Origin of the sequence: Phenylobacterium sp. (assembly GCF_016793285.1) — a bacterium.
Classification (GTDB): domain Bacteria; phylum Pseudomonadota; class Alphaproteobacteria; order Caulobacterales; family Caulobacteraceae; genus Phenylobacterium.
In genome coordinates, this window is the sequence record NZ_JAEUMO010000009.1 from 1 (window position 1) to 20106 (window position 20106).

Below are 20106 nucleotides of genomic sequence, written 5' to 3' on the forward strand. Positions count from 1 at the left end.
CGGCCCGGGCGACGACAAGCTCGGCCGCCAGCTCCGCGACGTGGCCGGCGCGCGCAACTTCATCGACCTGGCGGGCAAGGCCGACGTGCTGACCGCCTACGCCGCCCTGAAGCGCGCGCGGCTGTTCATCGGCAACGACAGCGGGGCGATGCACCTCGCCGCGGCAGCGGGCGTTCCCACCATCGGCCTCTTCGGCCCCTCCGACGAGCGGCTCTACGCGCCCTGGGGCGAGACCACCCGCGTGGTGCGCGGCGCCCGCGGCTTCGACGAGATCAGGGCGTCCGACCCCGGCTTCACCCAGATGGTCTGCCACATGATGGACCTGCCGGTGGAAAAGGTCGTATCGGCTGCGCGCGAGCTGATGAAGGCGACGGAACATGGCTGACACCTACGACCTGATCGTCCGCGGCGGCGACGTCGTGAACCACGCCGGTCGCGGCCAGGCCGACATCGGCATCAAGGACGGCAAGTTCACCGCCATCGGCGACCTTTCACAATCAAGCGCCGGCGAACTCTTCGACGCCCGGGGCCTGACCGTCATGCCCGGCGTGATCGACACCCAGGTCCACTTCCGCGAGCCGGGCCTGGAGTGGAAGGAAGACCTGGAGACCGGTTCGCAGTGCGCGGTCCTGGGCGGCGTCGTCGCCGTGTTCGAGATGCCGAACACCGAGCCCACGACGACCGATCCCGACGCGCTGGCCGACAAGCTCGCCCGCGCCAAGGATCGCATGCACTGCGACCACGCCTTCTACGTCGGCGGCACCCACGAGAACGCGAAGTTCCTCGGCGAGCTGGAGCGCCTGCCCGGCTGCTGCGGCGTCAAGGTCTTCATGGGCGCGTCCACCGGCACGCTGCTGGTGCAGGACGACGAGGGCGTCGAGCAGGTGCTGCGCCACATCAACCGCCGCGCCGCCTTCCACTCCGAGGACGAGTACCGCCTGGCCGAGCGCCGCCCGCTGGCCCGCACCGGCGACTGGACCAGCCACCCGGAGGTCCGCGACGCCCAGTCGGCGATCCAGTCGACCCACCGCCTCGTGGGCCTCGCCCACAAGACCGGCAAGCGCATCCACGTCCTGCACGTCACCACCAGGGAAGAGATCGAGTACCTCGCCGCCCACAAGGACGTGGCCTCGGTCGAGGTCACGCCGCAGCACCTCACCCTGGAGGGGCCCGAGGCCTACGAGCGCCTCAAGGCCTTCGCCCAGATGAACCCGCCGATCCGCGACCACTATCACCGCATGGGTGTCTGGGCGGGCGTCGCCAACGGTGTCGCCGACGTCCTGGGTTCGGACCATGCCCCCCACACCCGCGAGGAGAAGGCGCGGCCCTACCCCGCCTCGCCCTCGGGGATGCCGGGCGTGCAGACCCTGCTGCCGATCATGCTGACCCACGTCGCCGAGGGCCGCCTCTCCCTGGAGCGCCTTGTCGACCTGACCAGCCATGGCGCGAACCGCATCTTCGACCTCGCCGACAAGGGCCGCATGGCCGTGGGCTACGACGCCGACCTGACCATCGTCGACCTGAAGGCGCGCCGCACCATCACCCACGACCAGATGGCCACCCGTTCCGGCTGGACGCCCTTCGACGGCATGGAGGCCAGGGGCTGGCCCAAGGCCACCATCATCCGCGGGAACGTGGTGATGCGCGACGACGAGATCGTCCTGAAAGGCCAGGGCCACCCCGTCCGCTTCCGCGAGACCCTGGCGCACTAGCCCTCCCTTCCCGCCCGGGGAGGGAAGGGCTTATCTCTGCATCCTGCCTGTCGAATCCGGCCCACCCCGCGCGTCTCCCCGGTGACGCACGCTTCCGCGTCGCGCACTCTCAACCCGAACCGGGGGACGAACCCATGCAGTACATGATCCTGATCTACGAGCCCGAGGGCTGCTACGACGGCGACGGCGGCCAGGCCGCGTTGCAGGACATCGTCGCCAGGCACATGGCGCTGGCGGGCGAGCTTCGCGCCGCCGGGATCCAGCAGGAAGGCGCCGGCCTGCAAGGCGTCGAAACCGCGACCACCGTCGTCACGGGCGCCGGCGGGAAGCAGACCATCCACGACGGTCCGTTCGCCGAGACGCGCGAGCACCTCGGCGGCTACTACGTGATCGACGTGCCCGACCTCGACGCCGCCCTCGCCATGGCCAGGCGCGTCCCCGTGATGGAGGGCGGCAAGGTCGAGGTCCGCCCGCTGATCGTTCACTAGCGATGCATCGGTTCGGGGCGGCGATCGCTGAGGCGCGCCCGCGCGTCGTCGCCGCCCTGGCCGCCCGCCTGCGCGACCTGGACCTCGCCGAGGACGCCTTCTCGGGCGCCTGCGCCGCCGCCCTCGTCGCCTGGCCGAACCAGCCGCCGCGTGACCCGGGCGCCTGGCTGTGGCGCGCGGCGCTCCGCCGGGCCATCGACGCCAAGCGCCGCGCCGCCACCCGCAGCCGCGCCGTGCTGGACGCGCCCGAGCCCCTGCCCACGCCCGAGGAGGCGCTGATGGCGGCCGACCAGCCCATCCCCGACGAGCGGCTGAAGCTGATCTTCGTCTGCTGCCATCCGGCGCTGGCCCCCGACAGCCGCGCGGCGCTGACCCTGAAAGTGGTCTGCGGCCTCGCCACCGACCGGCTCGCGCGGGCCTTCTTCATGGCCGAGCCCGCCATGCTCCAGCGCATCACCCGCGCCAAGAAGAAGATCGCCGGCGCCGGCGTCCCCTTCGAGGTCCCGGCCCGCGACGCCTGGCCCGAGCGGGTCGAGGCGGTGCTCACGACGCTGGAAGTCGCCTACGCCCAGGCCTACGAAGACGCCGCGCTGGCGGGCGAGACCGCCGGCTTCGCCGCCGAGGTGCTGCGCCTCTCGGGCCTGCTCGCCGAGTTGATGCCGGACGAGCCGGAGGTCCTGGGCCTGGCCGCCCTCGTCCGCTTCGCCGAGGCCCGCCGCCCGGCCCGCCTCGACGCGTTCGGCGCCATGGTCCCGCCGCCGGAACAGGACATCGCCCTGTGGACGCGCAGCCTGGTCGCCGACGGCGCCCGTCTCCTCGACCGCGCCGCCGCCTTGCGCCGCAGCGGTCCGCGCCAGATCCTGGCCACGATCCACGCCACCCACTGCGGGCGCGCCGAGACCGGCCGCACCGACTGGGCGATCATCGCCGCGCTCTACGACGTGCTGGCCGACATCCGCCCGCATGCCGCCACCGTCGTGAACCGGGCCGTCGCGATCGGCGAGACCCGGGGCGCAGACGCCGGCCTCGCCGCGCTGGCCGCCGTCCAGGGCATGGACGACTGGCTTCCCTACCAGGCCGCCCGGGCCGCGCTCAGCGCCAGGGCAGGCCGCCGCGACGACGCACGCGCCGCCTACGACGCGGCCCTCGCGCTCCGGCCCGCGCCCGCCGAGCGGCTGTACCTCGAAGCCCGCCGCCGCAGCCTCTGACACGGCGCTTGCCGTTCCCCGGGGTCAGGGGCTCACGCTGCCCCCGGTTCATGCAGGAGAGCGTGCGATGGCGAAGACGGCAGAGGGCTTCAAGACCCGCCTGGAGCCGCAGGACGAGTTCCCGCACGATCCCGGCGAGGCCAAGAACTACAACGAAAGCATGTACTTCAACGTCTTCGACCCGAAGACGAAGGCCGGCGGCTGGTTCCGCATCGGCAACCGGCCCAACGAGAACTACGCCGAGATCAGCGTCTGCATCTATCTGCCCGACGGCCGCATCGCCTTCACCTTCGGCAGGCCTGCCATCGAGAGCAACAGGGAGATGGCGGCGGGCGGCCTCCGGGTCGATGTGGTGGAGCCGTTCAAGCGCCTGAAGGTGAGCTATTCCGGCAAGGCGCTGCTGCTGGAGCGGCCGCACGAGATGGCCGACCCGCGCAAGGCCTACAAGGAAAACCCGTCCGTCGCCTGCACGGTGGAACTCGACTACGAGGGCGTGTCGCCAATGTATGGCGGCGAGGCGGTGAAGGCCGACGGCTCGCCGCTGGAGATCGACCCCGAGAAGTCGTTCGCCAAGGCGCACTACGAGCAGCACTGCGCGGCGAAAGGCGTGGTCACCGTCGGCGACGCGCGCTTCGAGATCGACGGCCATGGCCTGCGCGACAAGTCGTGGGGTCCGCGCCACTGGCAGGCCATCGACTGGTATCGCTGGTGCCCGATGAACTTCGGGCGCGACTTCGGGATGATGCTGTCGGTGATCGGCGACGGAAAAGGCGGCGCGCGCCAGGGCGGCATGGTCTTCCGCGACGGGACGTACGACCTGATCCAGGACTGCGTGATCGAGAGCGACTGGGACGACAGCGACTACCAGACCGCGCTCCGCGCCAGGGTGAGGACCGAGGGGGGCAAGTCCTACGAGGTGACCGGCAAGGTCCTGTCGCTGATCCCGCTCCGCAACCGCCGCACGACGCCCGACGGCCAGGAACTGCAGACCCGAATCACCGAGGGCATGACCGAGTACCGCTGTGGCGACCTCGTGGGCTACGGCCTGTCGGAATACCTCGACCAGATCGTCGATGGCGCGCCCAGCGGCCGGACGGCCGGCTACTGACGATCGGCTCCGATCCGCAGATCCGCGCGGGCCCCACGATCCCGGCCGCACAGGCTCCGGACGACTGGAAGCCCGCCGGCCGCGACGCCGTCACGTCCGTCGCTTCAGGTGGTAGAGCGGGAACGTGCCGTAGCCCTTCGGCAGGTCGACCTGGCCGACGTAGTTGCACGTGAAGTCGTGCTCGGCCTCCATCTCCAGCACCGCGGCGAACGGCTCGGTGACATAGACGCTGCCCGGCGGCGTCACCGGTTCGATGCGGGCCGCCCGCGAGACCTCCGAGCCGTAGTAGTTGGTCCGCCCCGTCACCGGGTCCTCGCCCCAGTAGGTCGGGCCGAAGTGGAGGGCGATGCGCATGGTCGCGCCCTCGCGCACGCCCAGGGCCTGGGTGTCGATGGCGGTCAGTTCCTCGCAGAGATCCAGCGACGTCTGCGCCGCCTGCAACGCGCCGTCGAACACCACGTAGAGCGCGTCGCCCCAGGTGTTCGAGTACCGGATCGCCCCGGCGTTGCGCTGCAACGCCGCGCCGGCCCGCGCCATCACCTCCACCTGGAAGGTGGGCAGCACCCGTTCGTCCAGCCGCGCGAAGCCGGGGAAGTCGGTGAACATCAGGCCGTGCGTGCCGCGGCCCACGTCCGAGACCGCCGTCGGGCCGGCGGGCTTGGCCGGCCGGCGGATGTTCTGCGCCTCGACGATCACCGAGACGCCGCCCGTGTCCTGCCAGGCGCGGATGTCGGACCGGGTCAGGGTGCCGGTCGCGCCGGCGGTCTCGGCCACCGCCACCTGCACGGCGCGGCTGTTCAGGTGCCGGGCCCGCAGCCGCGCCATGCCCATGCCCACCTTTGCGCCGTAGGCGAACTGCCCCTGCCCGCCCACATGGCTCATGGTGGACGAGAAGGTCAGCGACGCGGCCTGTTCGCGGCAGGCGCGATAGCGCTCGGCCCACCGGCCGCCCGCCGGCGCCACCGACTGGGCGAAGAAATCCTCTTCCGCCACCGGCAGGACCACGTGCAGCTCCGCGCCGCGGGCCAGCAGCCGCTCGGCGATCAGGATGTCGCTGCCGGCGGCGAGCGAGCCGTAGGCGTAGCCGACGTTCTCCTTCTTCAGCGCCGCGTCGATCTTCCGGCCGAGGCCGGCCTCCAGCCCCGGATCCTCCAGGAAGATATGTCCGCAGTAGCTGGCCACGGACGGGGGCCGGATCGTCGCCAGCAGCGGCGCGATGGCCTTGCGGTCCGGGATCGTCGGCTCCAGCCGCTGAAGCTGCAGCACCGTCGTCGAGCGCTTGCCGGCATCGGCGTCGCCCGCCGCCAGCGCCGCTTCCAGCGCCGCTCCGGCCCCGGCGAAGTCGCCCAGCACGATCCTGGCCTCGGCCACCGTCGCCAGGCCGTAGTAGTCGCTGGCCGCCTGCACGTTCGGGTTGGCCAGCACCGCCCGCGCCAGTTGCCGCGCCAGCGCGGCGCGGCCCGTGATCCACGCGAGCGTCGCGGCGTTCACCGCCGGGTAGGTGTCGCGCGTGCGCCGGTAGACACGGGCGTAGAGCTTGCACGCCTCGGTCAGGGTCGCGGCGCGGTCTCCGGTTCCCGACGCGAACCCGCGGTCCTTGAGCAGCCGGGCCTGGAGCGAGAGCGCGTCGACGTCGTCGCGGGCGCCCAGGCCGTAGGCGTCGTACAGCTTGAGCGCGCGCTCGGTGTCGCCGAGGCGTGCGAGCGTGAGCACCCGCAGATAGTCGAGGACCCCGCTCTCGCGCTCGGCTGCCTGTTGCAGGATGTCATACGCTTCGAGCAGCGCCCCACGGGCAAGGGCGGCCCGCGCCCTGGCTGCAGCACTCCTGTCAGGCATGACGAACGCGCCCCCCTGAACCCCCGGGCACCTTTGCCACGTCCGATCAGGCTTCGGAAGGCTCCGCGATCGTCACGCGGCCGCGTCGCCGCGCAGGTCGAGCGAAGGCGCGGACCGGCGGTCGGCCAGGTCGGAACGACATCCCCGCGACGGCTGCGGCCATATGGGCCCGGACGCGGCATGTGCTACCACGGCGCGCCATTTCGAACCGTGAGCGCCCCGATGACCGCATCCCGCCAGATCCGCCTTGCCCGCCGCCCGAACGGGATGGTCCGCCCCGACGACTTCGCCGTCGTGCCGGTGGACACGCCCGACGCCGCCGACGGCCAGGTGCAGCTCCAGGCGCTGCTGGTCTCGGTCGATCCCTACATGCGCCCGCGCCTCGACGCCGAGCAGCCTCTGGATGCGCCGATGCTGGGCGGCGGCATCGCCCGCGTGGTGCAGTCGCGCAACGACGGCTTCAAGGAAGGCGACCTCGTGCGCCACTTCAACGGCATGCAGGAGCTGTTCGTCTCCGACGGCCGCGGCCTGCAGAAGCTGGCCCCCGATCCCGACCTTCCGCTCAGCGTCTACATGCATGCCCTCGGCGGCACGGGCATCACGGCCTACGGCGGGTTGCTGGAGACGGGGGCGCTCAAGGACGGCGAGCAGGTGTTCGTCTCCACCGCCGCGGGCGCGGTGGGCTCGGTCGCGGCCCAGATCGCCAGGATCAAGGGCTGCTGGGTCGCGGGCTCCACCGGCTCGGACGACAAGGCCGCGTGGCTGCGCGACGAGGCCGGCCTCGACGCCGTCATCAACTATCGCGAAACGCCGCTGGCCGGCGCGCTGCGCGAGGCCATGCCCAAGGGGATCGACGTCTACTTCGAGAACGTCGGCGGCGAGACCCTCGACGCGGTCCTGCCGCGCATGAACGTCCGCGGCCGCATCGCCGTCTGCGGCATGATCTCGACCTACAACGGCGACCGGATCGGGGTGAAGAACCTCTCCAGCATGATCTACAGCCGCGTGCGCATGGAAGGCTTCGTCGCCAGCGACTTCCCGCACCTCCAGGCGCAGTTCCAGTCCGACATGACCGGCTGGCTGAAGTCCGGGAAGATCAAGTACCAGGAGACCATCATGGACGGCTTCGACCGCGCGCCCGAGGCCCTGGTCGGCCTGTTCGAGGGCAAGAACGCCGGCAAGATGCTGGTCCGCGCCGCGGCGTAAGGCTTCCCTTTCGCGCTGCGGCCCCGTAACTCGGGGCCATGGACGCCGAGCTTTCCATCGCGACCGCGCCGTTCCGCGACCCGCGCTATGCGCCGCGCCGCCTGGTGGTCGACGAGCGGCCCGGCGGCGAGGTCATCCTGACGAACCCGACGCCCTACGACACGCGTCATCAGACCGTCGTCTCGGCGCTGGAGCACTGGGCGCAGGCCGCGCCCGACCGCGTCTGGCTCGCGGAGCGGTCCGGCGAGGGTTGGCGCACGCTGAGCTTCGCCGAGGCCTGGCAGCGGATCGCCGCGCTGGCCGCCGGCCTGCGCGGACTGGGCGTGGTCGGCGAGCGCCCGCTGCTGATCCTGGCGCGAAACACCATCGACCACGCCCTGATCGCCTACGCGGCCATGGGCCAGGGGATGCCGGTGGCGCCGGTATCGCCGCAGTACGGCCTGCCGGGCGCGAACGTCACCCGCCTCACCCACGCCTGCCAGGTGCTGAACCCGGCGGCGGTCTACACCGAGGACGCCGCCCTCTTCGCCGACGGTCTCGCCGCCCCGATCCTGGCCGGCCTGCCCGTGATCGCCGGCAGGAACGCCCGCCCCGGCGACGTGGCCCAGGAGACGCTCTACGGCGCGGGGTCGGCGGCCCCGACCGCGCGGCCGGAGCAGCACGCGAAGTACCTGCTGACCTCGGGTTCGACCGGGTTGCCCAAGGCGGTGATCAACACCCACCGCGGGCTCAGCATCAACTCGGCGCAGATCACCGCCTGCTTCGTCGACGCCGCCGACGAGCTGGTCATGGTGCATTCGGCGCCGTGGAGCCACAGCCTGGGCGCCAACTCGATCCTGCACTACGCGGCCCACCGCGGCGGCTCGCTCTACATCGACGCCGGCCAGCCCACCGCCGGCCGCTTCGCCGAGACGGTCCGGAACCTCCGCGAGATCGCGCCGACCTATCAGAACATGGTGCCGGCGGCCTGGATGCTGTTCGCCGACGAGCTGGAGCGCGACGAGGCCCTGGCCCGCAACTTCTTCTCCCGCGTGCGCCTCCTCCAGTACGGCGGCGCGGCCCTGGGCCAGGCCTATGCCGACCGCATCCAGGCGGTGGCGGTGCGCACGGTCGGCGAGCGGATCAGCTTCGGCTCGGGCTACGGCGCGACCGAGACCGGCCCCACCGCCTCCAACGTCCACTGGCCGAACGCCCGCATGGGCCTCATGGGCCTGCCGCTGCCGGGCGCCTCGGTGCGCCTGCTGCCCGAGGCCGGCAAGCTCGAGTTCCGCGTGAAGGGCCCGCAGGTCACCGAGGGCTACCTGAACCAGCCCGAGAAGTCGGCCGCCGCCTTCGACGACGAGGGCTACTACCGGCTGGGCGACGCCGCCCGCTTCGCCGAGCCGGGCAATCCGGAAGCCGGGCTCGTCTTCGACGGCCGCATCTCCGAGAACTTTAAGCTGACGTCCGGAACCTTCGTCGTCGTCGGCGACCTCAGGATCGCGGCCCTCAACGCCGTCGGCGGCGCCGTCACCGACGCGGTCGTCTGCGGCGAGAACCGCGAGCGCGTCGGCCTCCTCTTCTACCCCAACCCCACGCTGCCCCGCGCCGAGATCGAGGCCGCCGTCCGCGCCGGGCTTGAGGCCTTCAACGCCCGCGCCGCGGGTTCGGGCGGCAAGGTCGCCCGCGCCCTGGTGCTTCGGGACGCGCCCGACGCCAACGCCGGCGAGATCACCGACAAGGGCTACATCGCCCAGAGCATCGCCCGCGCGTTGCGGGCCGAATCCATAGACCGGCTGTTCGCAGTCCCCGCCCCTTCCGACGTCCTGGAGTTCTAGATGAACGGCGCCGACGCCCTGATCTCGACCTTGGTGGCCAACGAGGTCACCGCCTGCTTCGCGAACCCCGGCACGTCCGAGATGCAGTTCGTGGCCGCCCTCGACGGCGTGCCGGCGATGCGCCCGGTGCTCTGCCAGTTCGAGGGCGTGGCGACCGGCGCCGCCGACGGCTACGGCCGCATCGCCGACAAGCCGGCCTGCACCCTGCTGCACCTCGGCCCCGGCTACGGCAACGGCGTCGCCAACCTGCACAACGCGCGGCGCGCCTTCACGCCGATCGTCAACGTCATCGGCGACCACGCCACCTATCACCGCCAGTACGACGCGCCGCTGAATTCCGACATCGCGACCCTGGTGAAGCCGAACTCCATCTGGACGAAGTCGGCCGACACGCCTGACAGCGTCGCCGCCGTCACCGCCGAGGCCGTCGCCGCCAGCTACGGTCCGCCCGGCGGCCCGGTGAGCCTGGTTCTGCCCGCCGATTCCGCCTGGCTTCCCGCCAGGAGCGAGACGGTGCTGGCCCAGAAGCCCGTGCGCCCCGCGCCCGCCGCCGCGGCCGTCGACGCCGCCGCCCAGGCGATCAGGGCGGCGAAGAACCCGGTCATCCTGCTGGGCGGCCAGGCCTGCCGGGCCGAGGCCCTGGCCCAGGCCGCGCGCCTCCAGGCGGCGGGCGTCACCGTCTACACCGACACCTTCGTCGCCCGGCAGCCCAAGGGCGCCGGCAGCTTCGCGCCGAAGAAGATGCAGTACTTCGGCGAGATGGCCCTGGCCGAACTGCAGGGCGTCGACCTGATGGTGTTCGCCGGCACGACCATGCCGGTCGCGTTCTTCGCCTATCCCGACCGCCCCAGCGTGCTGGTCCCCGAGGGTTGCGGGACGATCACCCTGTCCGGGCGCAACGAGGACTCGGTCGAGGGCCTCGCCGCCCTCGCCGACGCGCTGGGCGCGCCGAAGGCCGGCCCGGTCCAGGCGCTGGCGCTCCCGGACGCGGCGCCGACGGGCAAGCTCACCGCCTACGCGGCTGGCGCCTCGATCGCGCGCCACATGCCCGAAGGCGCGATCATCTGCGACGACGCGGTGACGTCCGGCGGCGGCGTGGCGGCCGGCACCGCGGCGGCGCGGCCGCACGACGTGCTGGCGCTCACCGGCGGCGCCATCGGCATCGGCCTGCCGCTCGCCGTCGGCGCGGCCGTGGCGGCGCCCGACCGCAAGGTGCTCAGCCTGAACGGCGACGGCGCGGCGATGTACACGATCCAGTCGCTCTGGACGATGGCCCGCGAGAACCTCGACATCACTGTCGTGATCTTCGCCAACTACACGTACCGGATCCTGAACGTCGAGATGGAGCGGACCGGCGCGGGGAAGGCCGGTCCGTCGGCCGCGAAGTTGCTCGAACTCGGCGGCCCGAACATCGACTTCGTCGCGATCGCCAGGGGCATGGGCCTGCCCGCCGTTTCCTGCGACACCGGCGAAGCCTTCGAGAAGGCGTTCGCGGGCGCGATGAAGCAGCGGGGCCCGATGTTCATCGAAGCCGTGATCTGAGGGCCGGCTACAGCCCCTCGAAGAACAGGACGCGGTAGTCGGCCGCCTTCAGCCGGATGTCCTTGGCGTCCTGGTAGGCTTGGCTGTCGTACCAGGCCTTGCCCGCCTCCATGGACGGGAACTGCAGAAGCACCACGCCCTCGGCCTCGTCGCCCTCCAGGGTCTCGATCGGCCCGTAGGCGGCCAGCGCCGTCAGCGGATGGTCGCCCCGCGCGCCGGCGGCCTTCTGGCCGTAGGCCTTCAGGAGGTCGGCGTCGTGGGTCTTGTTCCTGATGAAGATGGCGTAGGCGGGCATCCGTGGCTCTCCCTGAAGGTTGGCGCGCAGCCTCGCGGCCTTACGCAGCGTCCGCCAAGCGCGCCGCGCACGCGCCGACGAAAGAGGCCCGCGGATTGCTCCGCGGGCCTCTCGCGTTCAGCCTTGGCGGCCGATCAGGTGTTGCCGGGCAGCTTGCAGTTGCCGGCGAAGGCGCAGCCCGTGACCGTGACCGCGGTCACCGCCGGGGGCGCCGAGTACTCGATCATGTAGCCCTTCAGCTTGTCGGCGCACGCGACCTCGACGTAGGTGGTGCCCTTGTCGGTCTTGCCGACGACGCGGCTGTTGGAGACCTCGCAGGTGGTGCCCTGCTGCAGCTTCTTGAGGTCGGCGGTCAGGAAGCCGTAGCCCGCCGTGTCCTTGCCCAGCGAGCACTTGAAGCCGGCCACCGGCGCGCGGCCGCAGTCCAGCACGGTGCTCTTCTGGCCCGCCGTCGACATCAGGATCGCGCCCGTGCCGTCCTTGCAGACCAGTTCGACCACTTCGTCGCGCGGGTTCTTGGAGGGGAACAGGGCATAGCGTTCGACGTCGCACTTGCTGCCGGCGCCCTGCGCCAGCTTCGTGTAGAGGCCGGCCTGCTCGTTCTGGGCCTGGCGGGCGTCGGTCAGCGTGCAGCCGCCGAGGATGTTGGTGGCCTTGGCGCACTCGTAGGTCTCGGCCAGGGCGCCGGCGGCGGTCGTCTTGTAGATGAAGCCCTTCCCGTCCTGGCACGAGGCTTCGTAGTAGGCCGAGTTGTCCTTGGCCATGCCGACGAACCGCTTGTCCTTCACGGCGCAGCCGTTGTTGGCCTGGGCGGCGACCTTGTCGATCACGGCGAGGCGCGCGGCCTTGTCGCCGAACGTGCATTTGATGTTCGACTCGCTGTCGTCATAGAGCAGGCAGTTCTGGGCCTGCGCGGGCTTCTTCACGTCGAACGGCACGCTGGCCACGACGATGTATCCCGCGCCGCCGTCGCAGGCGACTTCGACGTAGGTGTTGCTCTTGGTCTGGCCGACGCCGCGGGCCTGGGTCGGCGTGCAGTCCGCGCCGGCGGCCTTGATCATCGGGCCCAGCAGGGCGTTCGGATTGGCGTTGCCCGGCAGCATGCAGGGGGCCGACGGCGGCTGGCCGGGGGCCGGCGGCGTGTTGGCCTCGATGCAGGAGAAGGCGGTCGGCGTACCCGCCGCCGGCGACTGCAGGACGTAGCCCATGGCGCCCGCGCCGCACGCGACTTCGTAGTAGCTCGTCTTGCTCTTCTTATCTTCGCCGATCTTCCGCGCTTCGGAGACCTGGCAGGGCAGGCTCATCGCCTGAACCACGGCGGGGGCTTCCTTCATCCCCTGTTCGAGCGCGGCCTTGGGGATCGCTTCGCCCTTCTTGGCTTGCGAAATGGCCGCGGCCGGGATCACCAGCGCCGCCATCAGCGCCAGGGCCAGTCCGACTGCTCCCGGCCTCCCGAATTTGGGCGTCTTCACCGTTCGTCTCTCCTGCCACAATCCTGGGATTCGGACCTTGGGGTCCCCGATTTGCGCGCACATAAGCGCCGCGATCCCATGCGGGTCAAGTGCCCGGCGAAGGGGGCGGAAGTGCGGCGCGAAACCAAGCACTTAGGCCATGGTTTGGCCACATCCGCAGATCGCTGTTACGCCTGCCGGACCCTGAGGCGTGCGCCGGCGACTCCGGTGACCTCGACCGCGGCCCCCGCCTCGAGCGTCTCGCCCTCGTCCAGTTCGGCCGCCCACTCCTTGCCGTCGATGAAGACGCGGCCCGACCGTCCGGCGAACGCCTTCACGACATTTCCGCGATGGCCGACGAGCCGCGCGACGTTGTCGTTGATGTCGTGTCCCTCGGGCGCCAGCGGCTTGGGCAGGTAGCGTCGCGCCAGCAGCGACGAGAACAGCGTCAGCAGCGCGAACACCAGCAGCGCCGTCGGGACCGAGACGTCGAAGATCGCGACCACGATGGCCGTCGCGCCCGCGGACGCCGACGCCCACAGCAGCCAGCCCGAGCCGCTGATCACCTCGATGGTGAGCAGCGCCGCGGCGAGCGCGGCCCAGAACCAGAACGCCTGGGCGGCATAGAGCCCTGCGATGCTGTCCATCACCGCCTCACGCGCCGGAGGTCGGGCCGGAGGTCGGGACCGAGGTCGGGACGCCGCCGCCGCGGGGCCGCGCGGGCGGGCGCGGCGACGGGCCGTCGGCGCCGATCGCCTTCACGAGTTCGCCGATGCCGCCGACGCTGCCGACCAGCGCGCCCATCTCGGCGGGCACGATGACCGTCTTCTGCTGCGGGCTCTTCGCCAGCTCGGCGAAGGCCTCCACGTACTTCAGCGCCACGAAGTAGTTGATCGCGTTCACGTCGCCCTGCGCGATGGCGTCCGACACCAGCTCGGTCGCCTTGGCCTCGGCCTGGGCGGAGCGCTCTCGCGCCTCGGCGTCGCGGAAGGCGGCTTCCTTGCGCCCCTCGGCCTCCAGGATCGCCGACTGCTTCTGGCCTTCGGCGCGCGCGATGGCGGCCGACTTCTCGCCGTCGGCCTCGGTGATCACCGCGCGCCGCTCGCGCTCGGCCTTCATCTGGCGCGCCATGGCGTTGGTGATGTCCGGCGGCGGCGTCAGGTCCTTGATCTCGATCCGCGCGGCCTTCACGCCCCACGGCCCGGTCGCCTCGTCGATGACGTTCAGCAGCCGCGTGTTGATGGCGTCGCGCTGGCTCAGCACCTCGTCCAGCTCCAGCGAACCCACGACGGTGCGCAGGTTGGTCATCGCCAGCTGCTGGATGGCGTAGTTCAGGTTGTCGACGCGGTAGGCGGCGGCGGCGGCGTCCATCACCTGGATGAACACGATCGCGTCCACCTGGACCCCCACGTTGTCGCGCGTGATCACCTCCTGGCGCGGCACGTCCAGCACCTGCTCCATCATGTTCACGCGCCGGCCCACGCCCTCGACGAAGGGCGTCAGGAAGCTGATGCCCGGCTTCAGGGTGCGGGTGTAGCGGCCGAACCGCTCGACGGTGAACTCGCGCCCCTGCGGCACGATCTTGATGGCGCCCAGCGCCACCACCAGCGCCAGCACCAGGAACACCAGGGCGACGATCATACCGAGGCCCATTGGCCATCCTCCCCGCTACCTGGCGGGAACTCTAGCTACGCTTGCGCCCGCCCGCCACGGAAACCCGACGTGGAGCCGACGCGGCCGGAACCTGCGCCGCCGCCACGCTCGCGCCACGCTCCGGCGTCTGTTAGCTCACCGAAATGACCCGCACAGCCCTCCTGGCCCTGCCCGCCGCGCTCCTCTGCCTCGCGGCGGCGCCGGCCCCGACGACCGCGCCTGCCAAGAGCTCGCCGGCCAGGACCGCGCCTGCGAAGCCGGCCGGCGCTCCGAAGCCGGCCACTCCGCCGAAGCCGACAGGTCCGTTCGACGCCCAGGCGCCGCAGGGTCTCATGGGCATCCTCGACGCCGCGGGCGCCAAGGTGCAGACCAGCCGCCGCGAAGCCGATGCGGTGTTCGTCACCGTCGCCTCCCCCGCCGCCAGCTTCTCCCTGCAGTTCGCCGGCTGCGACGGCCAGGGCCGGGCCTGCAAGGCAGTGCTTCTCGACGGCGCCATGGCCCGCGGCCCGGCCACGACGGCGCAGTACAACGCCTTCAACCAGACCTCGGTGATGTGCCGCCTCTACCAGGACAAGGCGGGCGTCCCGCACGTCCTCTACTCGGCCATCCTGTTCCGTAGCATGACCCGCGACGACGCGACCCTGCACCTGCAAGCCTGGCAGGGCTGTCTCGCCGACGCCCGCGACTTCCTGAAGGACCCCGTCGGCTATCTGGCCAACGCGGCCTAGGCGGGGACGGCCGCGCCCTTGCGGATCGCCGCCACGCGGTCGATGGCGTCCTCGGCTTCGCGCATGATCCGCGCCACGATCTCGCCGGCCGGCAGAACGTCGGTCACGCCGCCGGCCGACTGGCCCATGGCGAAGCAGGAGCTGTCGGCGTTCAGGCCTTCGATCTGGCCGCCGATGCCGCCCATCACGCCGGCGCGGGTCGACAACATCGCCTGCTGCGGGAAGGGCTGGATGTCCTGCGGGCGGCTCTCCCAGTCGGCGACGTACTCGTTCTTCTTCACCCGCATCGGCTTGCCGGAATAGCAGCGGGTGCGGACCGAATCCTCGTCCGACGCCTCGACGATGGTGTCGCGGTACATCTGGCCCGAATGCGCCTCGGTCGAGGCGATGAAGCGCGTGCCCATCCAGACGCCGACCGCCCCCAGGCTCAGCGCCGCCGCCAGCCCGCGGCCGTCGTAGAGCCCGCCGGCGGCCACCACCGGGATCTTCACCCGCTCGACCGCCTGGGCCACCAGCGGCATCGTGCCGACGAGGCCGGTGTGCCCGCCGCCTTCGCCGCCCTGGCAGATCACCGCGTCGCAGCCCGCCTGCTCGGCCTTCACCGCGTGCTTCACGGCCCCGCAGACGACCATGACCTTGAGGCCGGCCTTCTTCAGCTTCTCCATGATCGGCATCGGCACGCCCAGCCCCGCCACGAACGACGAGGCTCCCTCCTCGATGATGATCTCCACCGAGGCCGTCAGGCTCTCCGGCGAGGCGGCCAGCAGGTCGACGCCGAAGGGTTTATCGGTCAGCGCCTTCACCTTGCGCATCTCGTCGCGGATGAAGTCGGGCGAACGGCCGGCCATGCCCAGTACGCCGTAGCCGCCGGCGTTCGACACCGCCGCCGCGAGTTCGGCGTAGGAGACCCCGCCCATGCCCGCCAGCATGATCGGATGCTGCACGTCCAGCAGGTCGCAGAGCTTGGTGTGCAGGGTCATCGGCCGTCCTCCGGGGATTTCTGCCCGGAACCATGGCGCCGCGGGAAAGCCTTGGAAACCGTGACGCGAGGTCAGCGCGCCTGGTCAGGCGGCGGTCCAGCCCCCGTCGATGGACAGCGCCGCGCCGGTCACCGCGCCGCCCAGGTCCGAGACCAGGTAGAGCATCATCCCGGCCAGTTGGTCGTATTCGACGAAGGTCCGGTTGGGCTGGGCCGCCAGGATCACGTCCTCGACCACGCGGTCGACCGAGATGCCGCGGGCCTTGGCCTGGTCGGCGATCTGCATCTCGACCAGGGGCGTCTTCACATAGCCCGGGCAGATGGCGTTGACGGTGATCCCGTTCCGCGCCGTCTCCAGCGCACAGCTCTTGGTGAAGCCGACCACGCCGTGCTTGGCCGCCACGTAGGCCGACTTGAACGGCGAAGCCACCAGGCCATGGGCCGACGCGATGTTGACGATGCGCCCGCGGCCCGCCGCCTTCATCAGCGGCAGGGCGTGCTTGGTGGCGTGGAACACCGACGACAGGTTGATGCCGATGATCGCATCCCATTTGTCGTCCGGGAACTCGTCGACCGGCGCGACGTGCTGGATCCCGGCGTTGTTCACCAGGATGTCCAGGCGTCCCAGCTCCCGGGCCGCGAAGGCGATCATGTCGGCGATCTCGCCGCCCCTGGTCATGTCGGCGCCGTGGTAGAGCACCCGCACGCCCTCGGGGGCCGCGGCCTCCATCGCTGCGCGCTCGGCCTCGATCTTCGCCGCGTCGCCGAAGCCGTTCAGCACGACGCTGACGCCCTCGCGCGTCAGCGCCGCGGCCATCGCCTGGCCGATGCCCGACGTGGAGCCGGTGACGACGGCGGCCTGGCCGCTCAGCTTGTAGTCCACGCTCATACTCAGGCGTCCTCGGTCTGGGCCCGGCCACGCGCCCTGGTGGCGAGCGGCGGCTGCGGGCGGGCAAAGGTGAACTCCTCGTCCGAGGAGAGGTGCGGCCGGAAGCGGTAGCCGTCCACGTCGAAGGCCTTCAGGTCCGCGGCGGCTTTAAGGCGGTTGTCGATGGCGAAGCGGGCCATGGCGCCGCGCGCCCGCTTGGCGAAGAACGAGATCACCCGGGCCTCGCCGTCCTTCTCCTCGAGGAAGCGGCACGACACGACCGGCGCCTTCAGGGCCTTGCGGTCCACGGCGCCGAAGTATTCGCCGGACGCGCAGTTCACGATCGTCCGGTCCTTGTGCCCGGCGAGATCCTCGTCGAGCTTCTCGGCGATCCGCGGCCCCCAGAAATCGTAGAGGCTCAGCCCCCGCCTCGTCTTGATCCGGACGCCCATCTCCAGGCGGTAGGGCTGGATGGCGTCCATCGGCCTCAGCACGCCATAGAGCCCCGACAGGATGCGCACGTGGTCCTGGGCGAACGCGAACGCCTTGCGGTCCAGTTCGCGCGCCTTGAGGCCCAGGTAGACGTCGCCGTTGAACGCGAACGCGGCCTGCACCCCGTCCTCGCTGTCGGGGTCGAAGGCCTGGAACCGCTCGCGGTTCAGCTTCGCCAGGTTGTCCGAAAGGGCCATCATCCGCTTCAGGTCGACGACCCGGAGCTTCTTCGCCGTCCTCGAGAGCTCGGCCGTGTGCTCCGCGAACTGCGGCGCGGTCAGCGGCGCGGCGTGCGGCCCGGCGGTGAAGTTCAGCGCCTTGGCCGGGGAGAGGACGATCAGCATCGCCGATGCTTTGCCGCGACTTGGACGCCGCGGCAACGGCTCAGAACAGCACGCGCGGATTCAGGATGCGTTTCGGGTCCAGCGCCTGGCGGATCGCCCGCTGCGTGGCCAGCTCGACCTGCGACTTGTAGCGCGCCCCTTCGGCCGTCTTCATCGCACCCAGGCCATGCTCGGCGCTGATCGAGCCGCCCAGCCTGGCCACGATGTCATGCACGATCCGGCTGCCTTCGTCGCGCCGCGCCGAATGCTCGGCGTCCGAGCTGCCGTCGGGCCGCAGCACGTCGTAGTGGATGTTGCCGTCGCCGACATGGCCGAAGGCGGCGATCCGCGCGCCCGGCGCGAAGGCCTGCATGGCCGCCGTCGCCTCGGCGAGGAACGCCGCCACCCGGCTGACCGGCACGGCGACGTCGTGCTTCCAGGTCGCGCCCTCGGGCTTCTGCGCCGGCGACTGGTTCTCGCGGATGGCCCAGAGCGCCTTGGCCTGTGTATCGGTCTGCGCCACCACGGCGTCGCGCACCAGCCCGGCCTCCAGCCCGGCCTCCAGGAACCGCGCCATCGCCGCCTCGGCCGAGCCGGGCTCGCCCGACGAGAACTCGGCCAGCACGTACCAGGGATGCGGCGCGCTCAGCGGATCGCGCGTCCCGGCGATGTTGCGCAGCGCGAAGTCGACGCCCAGCCGCCCCATCAGCTCGAAGGCCTCGACCGCTCCGCCCGTCTCGTCCTTGGCCCGCGCCAGCAGCTTGATCGCGTCCTCGGGGCTGCCGAGCCCGATCATCGCCACCGCCCTCGACGCCATCACCGGATAGAGCTTCAGCGCCGCCGCCGTCACCACGCCCAGCGTGCCCTCGGCCCCGATCAGGAGCTGCTTCAGATCGTAGCCGGTGTTGTCCTTGCGCAGCCGCTTCAGCCCGTTCCAGACCTCGCCGTTCGGCAGCACCGCCTCCAGGCCCAGCACCAGGCTCCGCGCCATGCCGTAGCGCAGCACCTGCGTACCCCCGGCGTTGGTCGAGACCACCCCGCCGACCGTCGCGGTCCCCTCCGCCCCGATCAAGAGCTGCTTGAGGTCGTAGCCGGTGTTGTCCTTGCGCAGCCGCTTCAGCCCGTTCCAGACTTCGCCGTTCGGCAGCACCGCCTCCAGGCCCAGCACCAGGCTCCGCGCCATGCCGTACCGCAGCACCTGCGTGCCCCCGGCGTTGGTCGAGACCACCCCGCCGACCGTCGCCGTCCCCTCCGACGCCAGTCCCAGCGGGAACCGCCGGCGCACGTCCGCCGCCGCGGCGTGAACCTCCGCCAGCGTCACCCCGGCCTCGGCGGTCAGCGCGTCGTCGAACGCATCCACATCCCGGATCGCCCGCATCCGCTCCGTCGACAGCAGCACCTCGCCCTGCGGGATCTGCCCGCCGACCAGCCCGGTGTTGCCGCCCTGCACGGTGATCGCCTGCCCCGCCTCGAAGCAGACGCCGACCACAGCCGCCACCTGCTCGGTCGTCGTCGGCAGCGCCAGGAACGGCGTCGTCCCCACCCACCGGTCGCGCCACTCGACCAGCTTCGGCGCGATCCGCCCGGCGTCTTCGCTCCACCCCTGCGGGCCAAGCACCGCCTTCAGGCGGGAGATCACATCTGCGGGGACAGGGGCGGTCATGGCCGAAACCTAAACTTCCGGCCCGCCGTTCACCAGTATATACTCCGATATATACCGGAGCCCGCCATGGCCATCCTGATCAAGAACCCCGAGGTCGAACGCAAGGCGCGCGAGTTGGCGAGCCGTCACGGCCTCAGCATCACCGCGGTCATCGACGGTGCGCTGGACCGAGCGCTGGCGGAGGCCCAGCCAAAGCCGCGGCCGACTGCGGCGGACATCCTCGCTGCGACAGCCCGCATGCGAGCCGAAGCGGGCATTCGCCACCCCCTGCCTCCCGTCACCAAGGCGGAGTGGGACGAGATCAACGAGGTTCCCGGCTTCGCGGAGGGCGAGGATTGATCGTCGTCGACTCGTCGGCGTTGGTCGCCATCGCTGGCGATGAGGCCGAGGCTGAGGTCTTCGCGGCTGTCCTGGGAACGGCCGACGCGATCTGGCTGTCGCCCATCAACTACGTTGAGACCGCGATGGTGTTGCTCAGCCGCAAGGTCGTGCCGAACCGGGATCGTCTCGACCTCTGGCTGTCGGAGGCCGGCGTGACGGTAAGCGATGACCTGCCGCTTTCAAGCTTGGCCTTGGACGCGTTTTTAAGGTTCGGAAGAGGCAACCATCCAGCGCGGCTCAACCTCGGCGACTGCTTCGCCTACGCCCTCGCCAAGCACCTTGACGCGCCGCTTCTCTACAAGGGCGACGATTTCGCCAAGACCGACGTCCGCTCAGCGCTCTGATGCGAAGGCGGA

The 20106-nt window shown here is 71.2% G+C and carries 20 protein-coding genes; 11 read left to right on the plus strand and 9 right to left on the minus strand.

All coding sequences use genetic code 11. The features are described from left to right. The 5 genes from JNL41_RS00640 to JNL41_RS00660 all read left to right on the plus strand — a co-directional run. On the plus strand, positions 1–385 hold a 385-nt coding region (locus tag JNL41_RS00640), incomplete at its 5' end, for a glycosyltransferase family 9 protein (RefSeq protein ID WP_293472197.1). Next, complete coding sequence (locus tag JNL41_RS00645; protein ID WP_293472199.1) at positions 378–1712, plus strand: dihydroorotase; 1335 nt, start codon at positions 378–380, stop codon at positions 1710–1712. The genes JNL41_RS00640 and JNL41_RS00645, both read left to right, overlap by 8 nt. A 134-nt stretch (positions 1713–1846) precedes the next feature. Beyond that, a complete protein-coding gene (locus JNL41_RS00650; RefSeq protein ID WP_293472201.1) occupies positions 1847–2200 on the plus strand; it encodes a YciI family protein in 354 nt (117 codons plus the stop codon). Between the two features lie 2 nt (positions 2201–2202). Further along, a complete protein-coding gene (locus JNL41_RS00655) occupies positions 2203–3408 on the plus strand; it encodes a DUF6596 domain-containing protein (protein ID WP_293472203.1) in 1206 nt (401 codons plus the stop codon). Positions 3409–3475: 67 nt separating this feature from the next. Continuing rightward, positions 3476–4516, plus strand: a complete 1041-nt coding sequence (locus JNL41_RS00660; RefSeq protein ID WP_293472205.1) for a hypothetical protein — start codon at positions 3476–3478, stop codon at positions 4514–4516. 90 nt (positions 4517–4606) lie between these two features. Here the strand turns inward: JNL41_RS00660 and JNL41_RS00665 are convergent, their stop codons facing one another. After that, complete coding sequence (locus JNL41_RS00665) at positions 4607–6352, minus strand: adenylate/guanylate cyclase domain-containing protein (RefSeq protein ID WP_293472207.1); 1746 nt, start codon at positions 6350–6352, stop codon at positions 4607–4609. 222 nt (positions 6353–6574) lie between these two features. Here JNL41_RS00665 and JNL41_RS00670 point away from each other — a divergent pair, with 222 nt between their 5' ends. From JNL41_RS00670 to JNL41_RS00680, 3 genes are read left to right on the plus strand one after another with little or no spacing between them, the layout of a single operon-like run. Next, positions 6575–7558 carry an NADP-dependent oxidoreductase gene (locus tag JNL41_RS00670; RefSeq protein WP_293472209.1) on the plus strand — a complete coding sequence of 328 codons (984 nt, stop codon included), beginning with the start codon at positions 6575–6577 and terminating at the stop codon, positions 7556–7558. 38 nt (positions 7559–7596) lie between these two features. Then, positions 7597–9375 (plus strand): feruloyl-CoA synthase, encoded by a 1779-nt coding sequence (locus tag JNL41_RS00675; RefSeq protein WP_293472211.1) that lies wholly within the window; start codon positions 7597–7599, stop codon positions 9373–9375. Further along, positions 9376–10917, plus strand: coding sequence for an acetolactate synthase large subunit (locus JNL41_RS00680; protein WP_293472213.1), 1542 nt, complete (start codon positions 9376–9378; stop codon positions 10915–10917). It abuts the gene before it with no gap. A 7-nt stretch (positions 10918–10924) separates the two neighbouring features. On the opposite strand, the gene JNL41_RS00685 is transcribed toward JNL41_RS00680, so the two are convergent. From JNL41_RS00685 to JNL41_RS00700, 4 genes are all read right to left on the minus strand, one after another. After that, the gene (locus tag JNL41_RS00685) at positions 10925–11212 is read right to left on the minus strand and encodes a DUF1330 domain-containing protein (protein WP_293472215.1); all 288 of its coding nucleotides are present in this window, start codon (positions 11210–11212) and stop codon (positions 10925–10927) included. 134 nt (positions 11213–11346) lie between these two features. Next, positions 11347–12684, minus strand: coding sequence for a hypothetical protein (locus JNL41_RS00690; RefSeq protein ID WP_293472217.1), 1338 nt, complete (start codon positions 12682–12684; stop codon positions 11347–11349). Positions 12685–12851: 167 nt separating this feature from the next. Continuing rightward, a complete protein-coding gene (locus tag JNL41_RS00695; RefSeq protein WP_293472219.1) occupies positions 12852–13310 on the minus strand; it encodes an NfeD family protein in 459 nt (152 codons plus the stop codon). Positions 13311–13317: 7 nt separating this feature from the next. Beyond that, positions 13318–14316: an SPFH domain-containing protein gene (locus JNL41_RS00700; RefSeq protein WP_293472221.1), complete on the minus strand. Its 999-nt coding sequence runs from the start codon at positions 14314–14316 to the stop codon at positions 13318–13320. 143 nt (positions 14317–14459) lie between these two features. Here JNL41_RS00700 and JNL41_RS00705 point away from each other — a divergent pair, with 143 nt between their 5' ends. Beyond that, positions 14460–15044, plus strand: a complete 585-nt coding sequence (locus JNL41_RS00705; RefSeq protein WP_293472223.1) for a hypothetical protein — start codon at positions 14460–14462, stop codon at positions 15042–15044. Here JNL41_RS00705 and JNL41_RS00710 read toward each other — a convergent pair. The 4 genes from JNL41_RS00710 to JNL41_RS00725 form a co-directional block, all read right to left on the minus strand. After that, entirely contained in the window at positions 15041–16024 is a 984-nt protein-coding gene (locus JNL41_RS00710; RefSeq protein ID WP_293472225.1) for a nitronate monooxygenase family protein, read from the minus strand. The two genes, JNL41_RS00705 and JNL41_RS00710, sit on opposite strands and share 4 nt — an antisense overlap. Before the next feature lie 84 nt (positions 16025–16108). Further along, entirely contained in the window at positions 16109–16912 is an 804-nt protein-coding gene (locus JNL41_RS00715) for a 3-hydroxybutyrate dehydrogenase (RefSeq protein WP_293472227.1), read from the minus strand. 2 nt (positions 16913–16914) lie between these two features. Then, positions 16915–17727 (minus strand): peroxide stress protein YaaA, encoded by an 813-nt coding sequence (yaaA, locus tag JNL41_RS00720; RefSeq protein ID WP_293472229.1) that lies wholly within the window; start codon positions 17725–17727, stop codon positions 16915–16917. A 40-nt stretch (positions 17728–17767) separates the two neighbouring features. Next, positions 17768–19369 carry an FAD-binding oxidoreductase gene (locus tag JNL41_RS00725; protein ID WP_293472231.1) on the minus strand — a complete coding sequence of 534 codons (1602 nt, stop codon included), beginning with the start codon at positions 19367–19369 and terminating at the stop codon, positions 17768–17770. 66 nt (positions 19370–19435) lie between these two features. Between JNL41_RS00725 and JNL41_RS00730 the strand changes: the two genes are divergently transcribed. Continuing rightward, positions 19436–19708 carry a type II toxin-antitoxin system VapB family antitoxin gene (locus JNL41_RS00730; RefSeq protein WP_293472233.1) on the plus strand — a complete coding sequence of 91 codons (273 nt, stop codon included), beginning with the start codon at positions 19436–19438 and terminating at the stop codon, positions 19706–19708. Further along, entirely contained in the window at positions 19705–20094 is a 390-nt protein-coding gene (locus JNL41_RS00735; RefSeq protein ID WP_293472235.1) for a type II toxin-antitoxin system VapC family toxin, read from the plus strand. Before JNL41_RS00730 ends, JNL41_RS00735 begins: the two co-directional genes overlap by 4 nt. The last annotated feature ends 12 nt before the right edge of the window (positions 20095–20106 follow it).

Bases quoted from the DNA above. Each gene is read 5' to 3' on its own strand.
- JNL41_RS00695 (WP_293472219.1), bottom strand. From the start codon at position 13,310: ATGGACAGCATCGCAGGGCTCTATGCCGCCCAGGCGTTCTGGTTCTGG.
- JNL41_RS00675 (WP_293472211.1), top strand. From the start codon at position 7,597: ATGGACGCCGAGCTTTCCATCGCGACCGCGCCGTTCCGCGACCCGCGC.
- JNL41_RS00670 (WP_293472209.1), top strand. From the start codon at position 6,575: ATGACCGCATCCCGCCAGATCCGCCTTGCCCGCCGCCCGAACGGGATG.
- yaaA (WP_293472229.1), bottom strand. From the start codon at position 17,727: ATGCTGATCGTCCTCTCCCCGGCCAAGGCGCTGAACTTCACCGCCGGG.
- JNL41_RS00650 (WP_293472201.1), top strand. From the start codon at position 1,847: ATGCAGTACATGATCCTGATCTACGAGCCCGAGGGCTGCTACGACGGC.
- JNL41_RS00705 (WP_293472223.1), top strand. From the start codon at position 14,460: ATGACCCGCACAGCCCTCCTGGCCCTGCCCGCCGCGCTCCTCTGCCTC.
- JNL41_RS00665 (WP_293472207.1), bottom strand. From the start codon at position 6,352: ATGCCTGACAGGAGTGCTGCAGCCAGGGCGCGGGCCGCCCTTGCCCGT.
- JNL41_RS00715 (WP_293472227.1), bottom strand. From the start codon at position 16,912: ATGAGCGTGGACTACAAGCTGAGCGGCCAGGCCGCCGTCGTCACCGGC.
- JNL41_RS00655 (WP_293472203.1), top strand. From the start codon at position 2,203: ATGCATCGGTTCGGGGCGGCGATCGCTGAGGCGCGCCCGCGCGTCGTC.
- JNL41_RS00710 (WP_293472225.1), bottom strand. From the start codon at position 16,024: ATGACCCTGCACACCAAGCTCTGCGACCTGCTGGACGTGCAGCATCCG.
- JNL41_RS00660 (WP_293472205.1), top strand. From the start codon at position 3,476: ATGGCGAAGACGGCAGAGGGCTTCAAGACCCGCCTGGAGCCGCAGGAC.
- JNL41_RS00685 (WP_293472215.1), bottom strand. From the start codon at position 11,212: ATGCCCGCCTACGCCATCTTCATCAGGAACAAGACCCACGACGCCGAC.
- JNL41_RS00725 (WP_293472231.1), bottom strand. From the start codon at position 19,369: ATGACCGCCCCTGTCCCCGCAGATGTGATCTCCCGCCTGAAGGCGGTG.
- JNL41_RS00730 (WP_293472233.1), top strand. From the start codon at position 19,436: ATGGCCATCCTGATCAAGAACCCCGAGGTCGAACGCAAGGCGCGCGAG.
- JNL41_RS00700 (WP_293472221.1), bottom strand. From the start codon at position 14,316: ATGGGCCTCGGTATGATCGTCGCCCTGGTGTTCCTGGTGCTGGCGCTG.
- JNL41_RS00645 (WP_293472199.1), top strand. From the start codon at position 378: ATGGCTGACACCTACGACCTGATCGTCCGCGGCGGCGACGTCGTGAAC.
- JNL41_RS00680 (WP_293472213.1), top strand. From the start codon at position 9,376: ATGAACGGCGCCGACGCCCTGATCTCGACCTTGGTGGCCAACGAGGTC.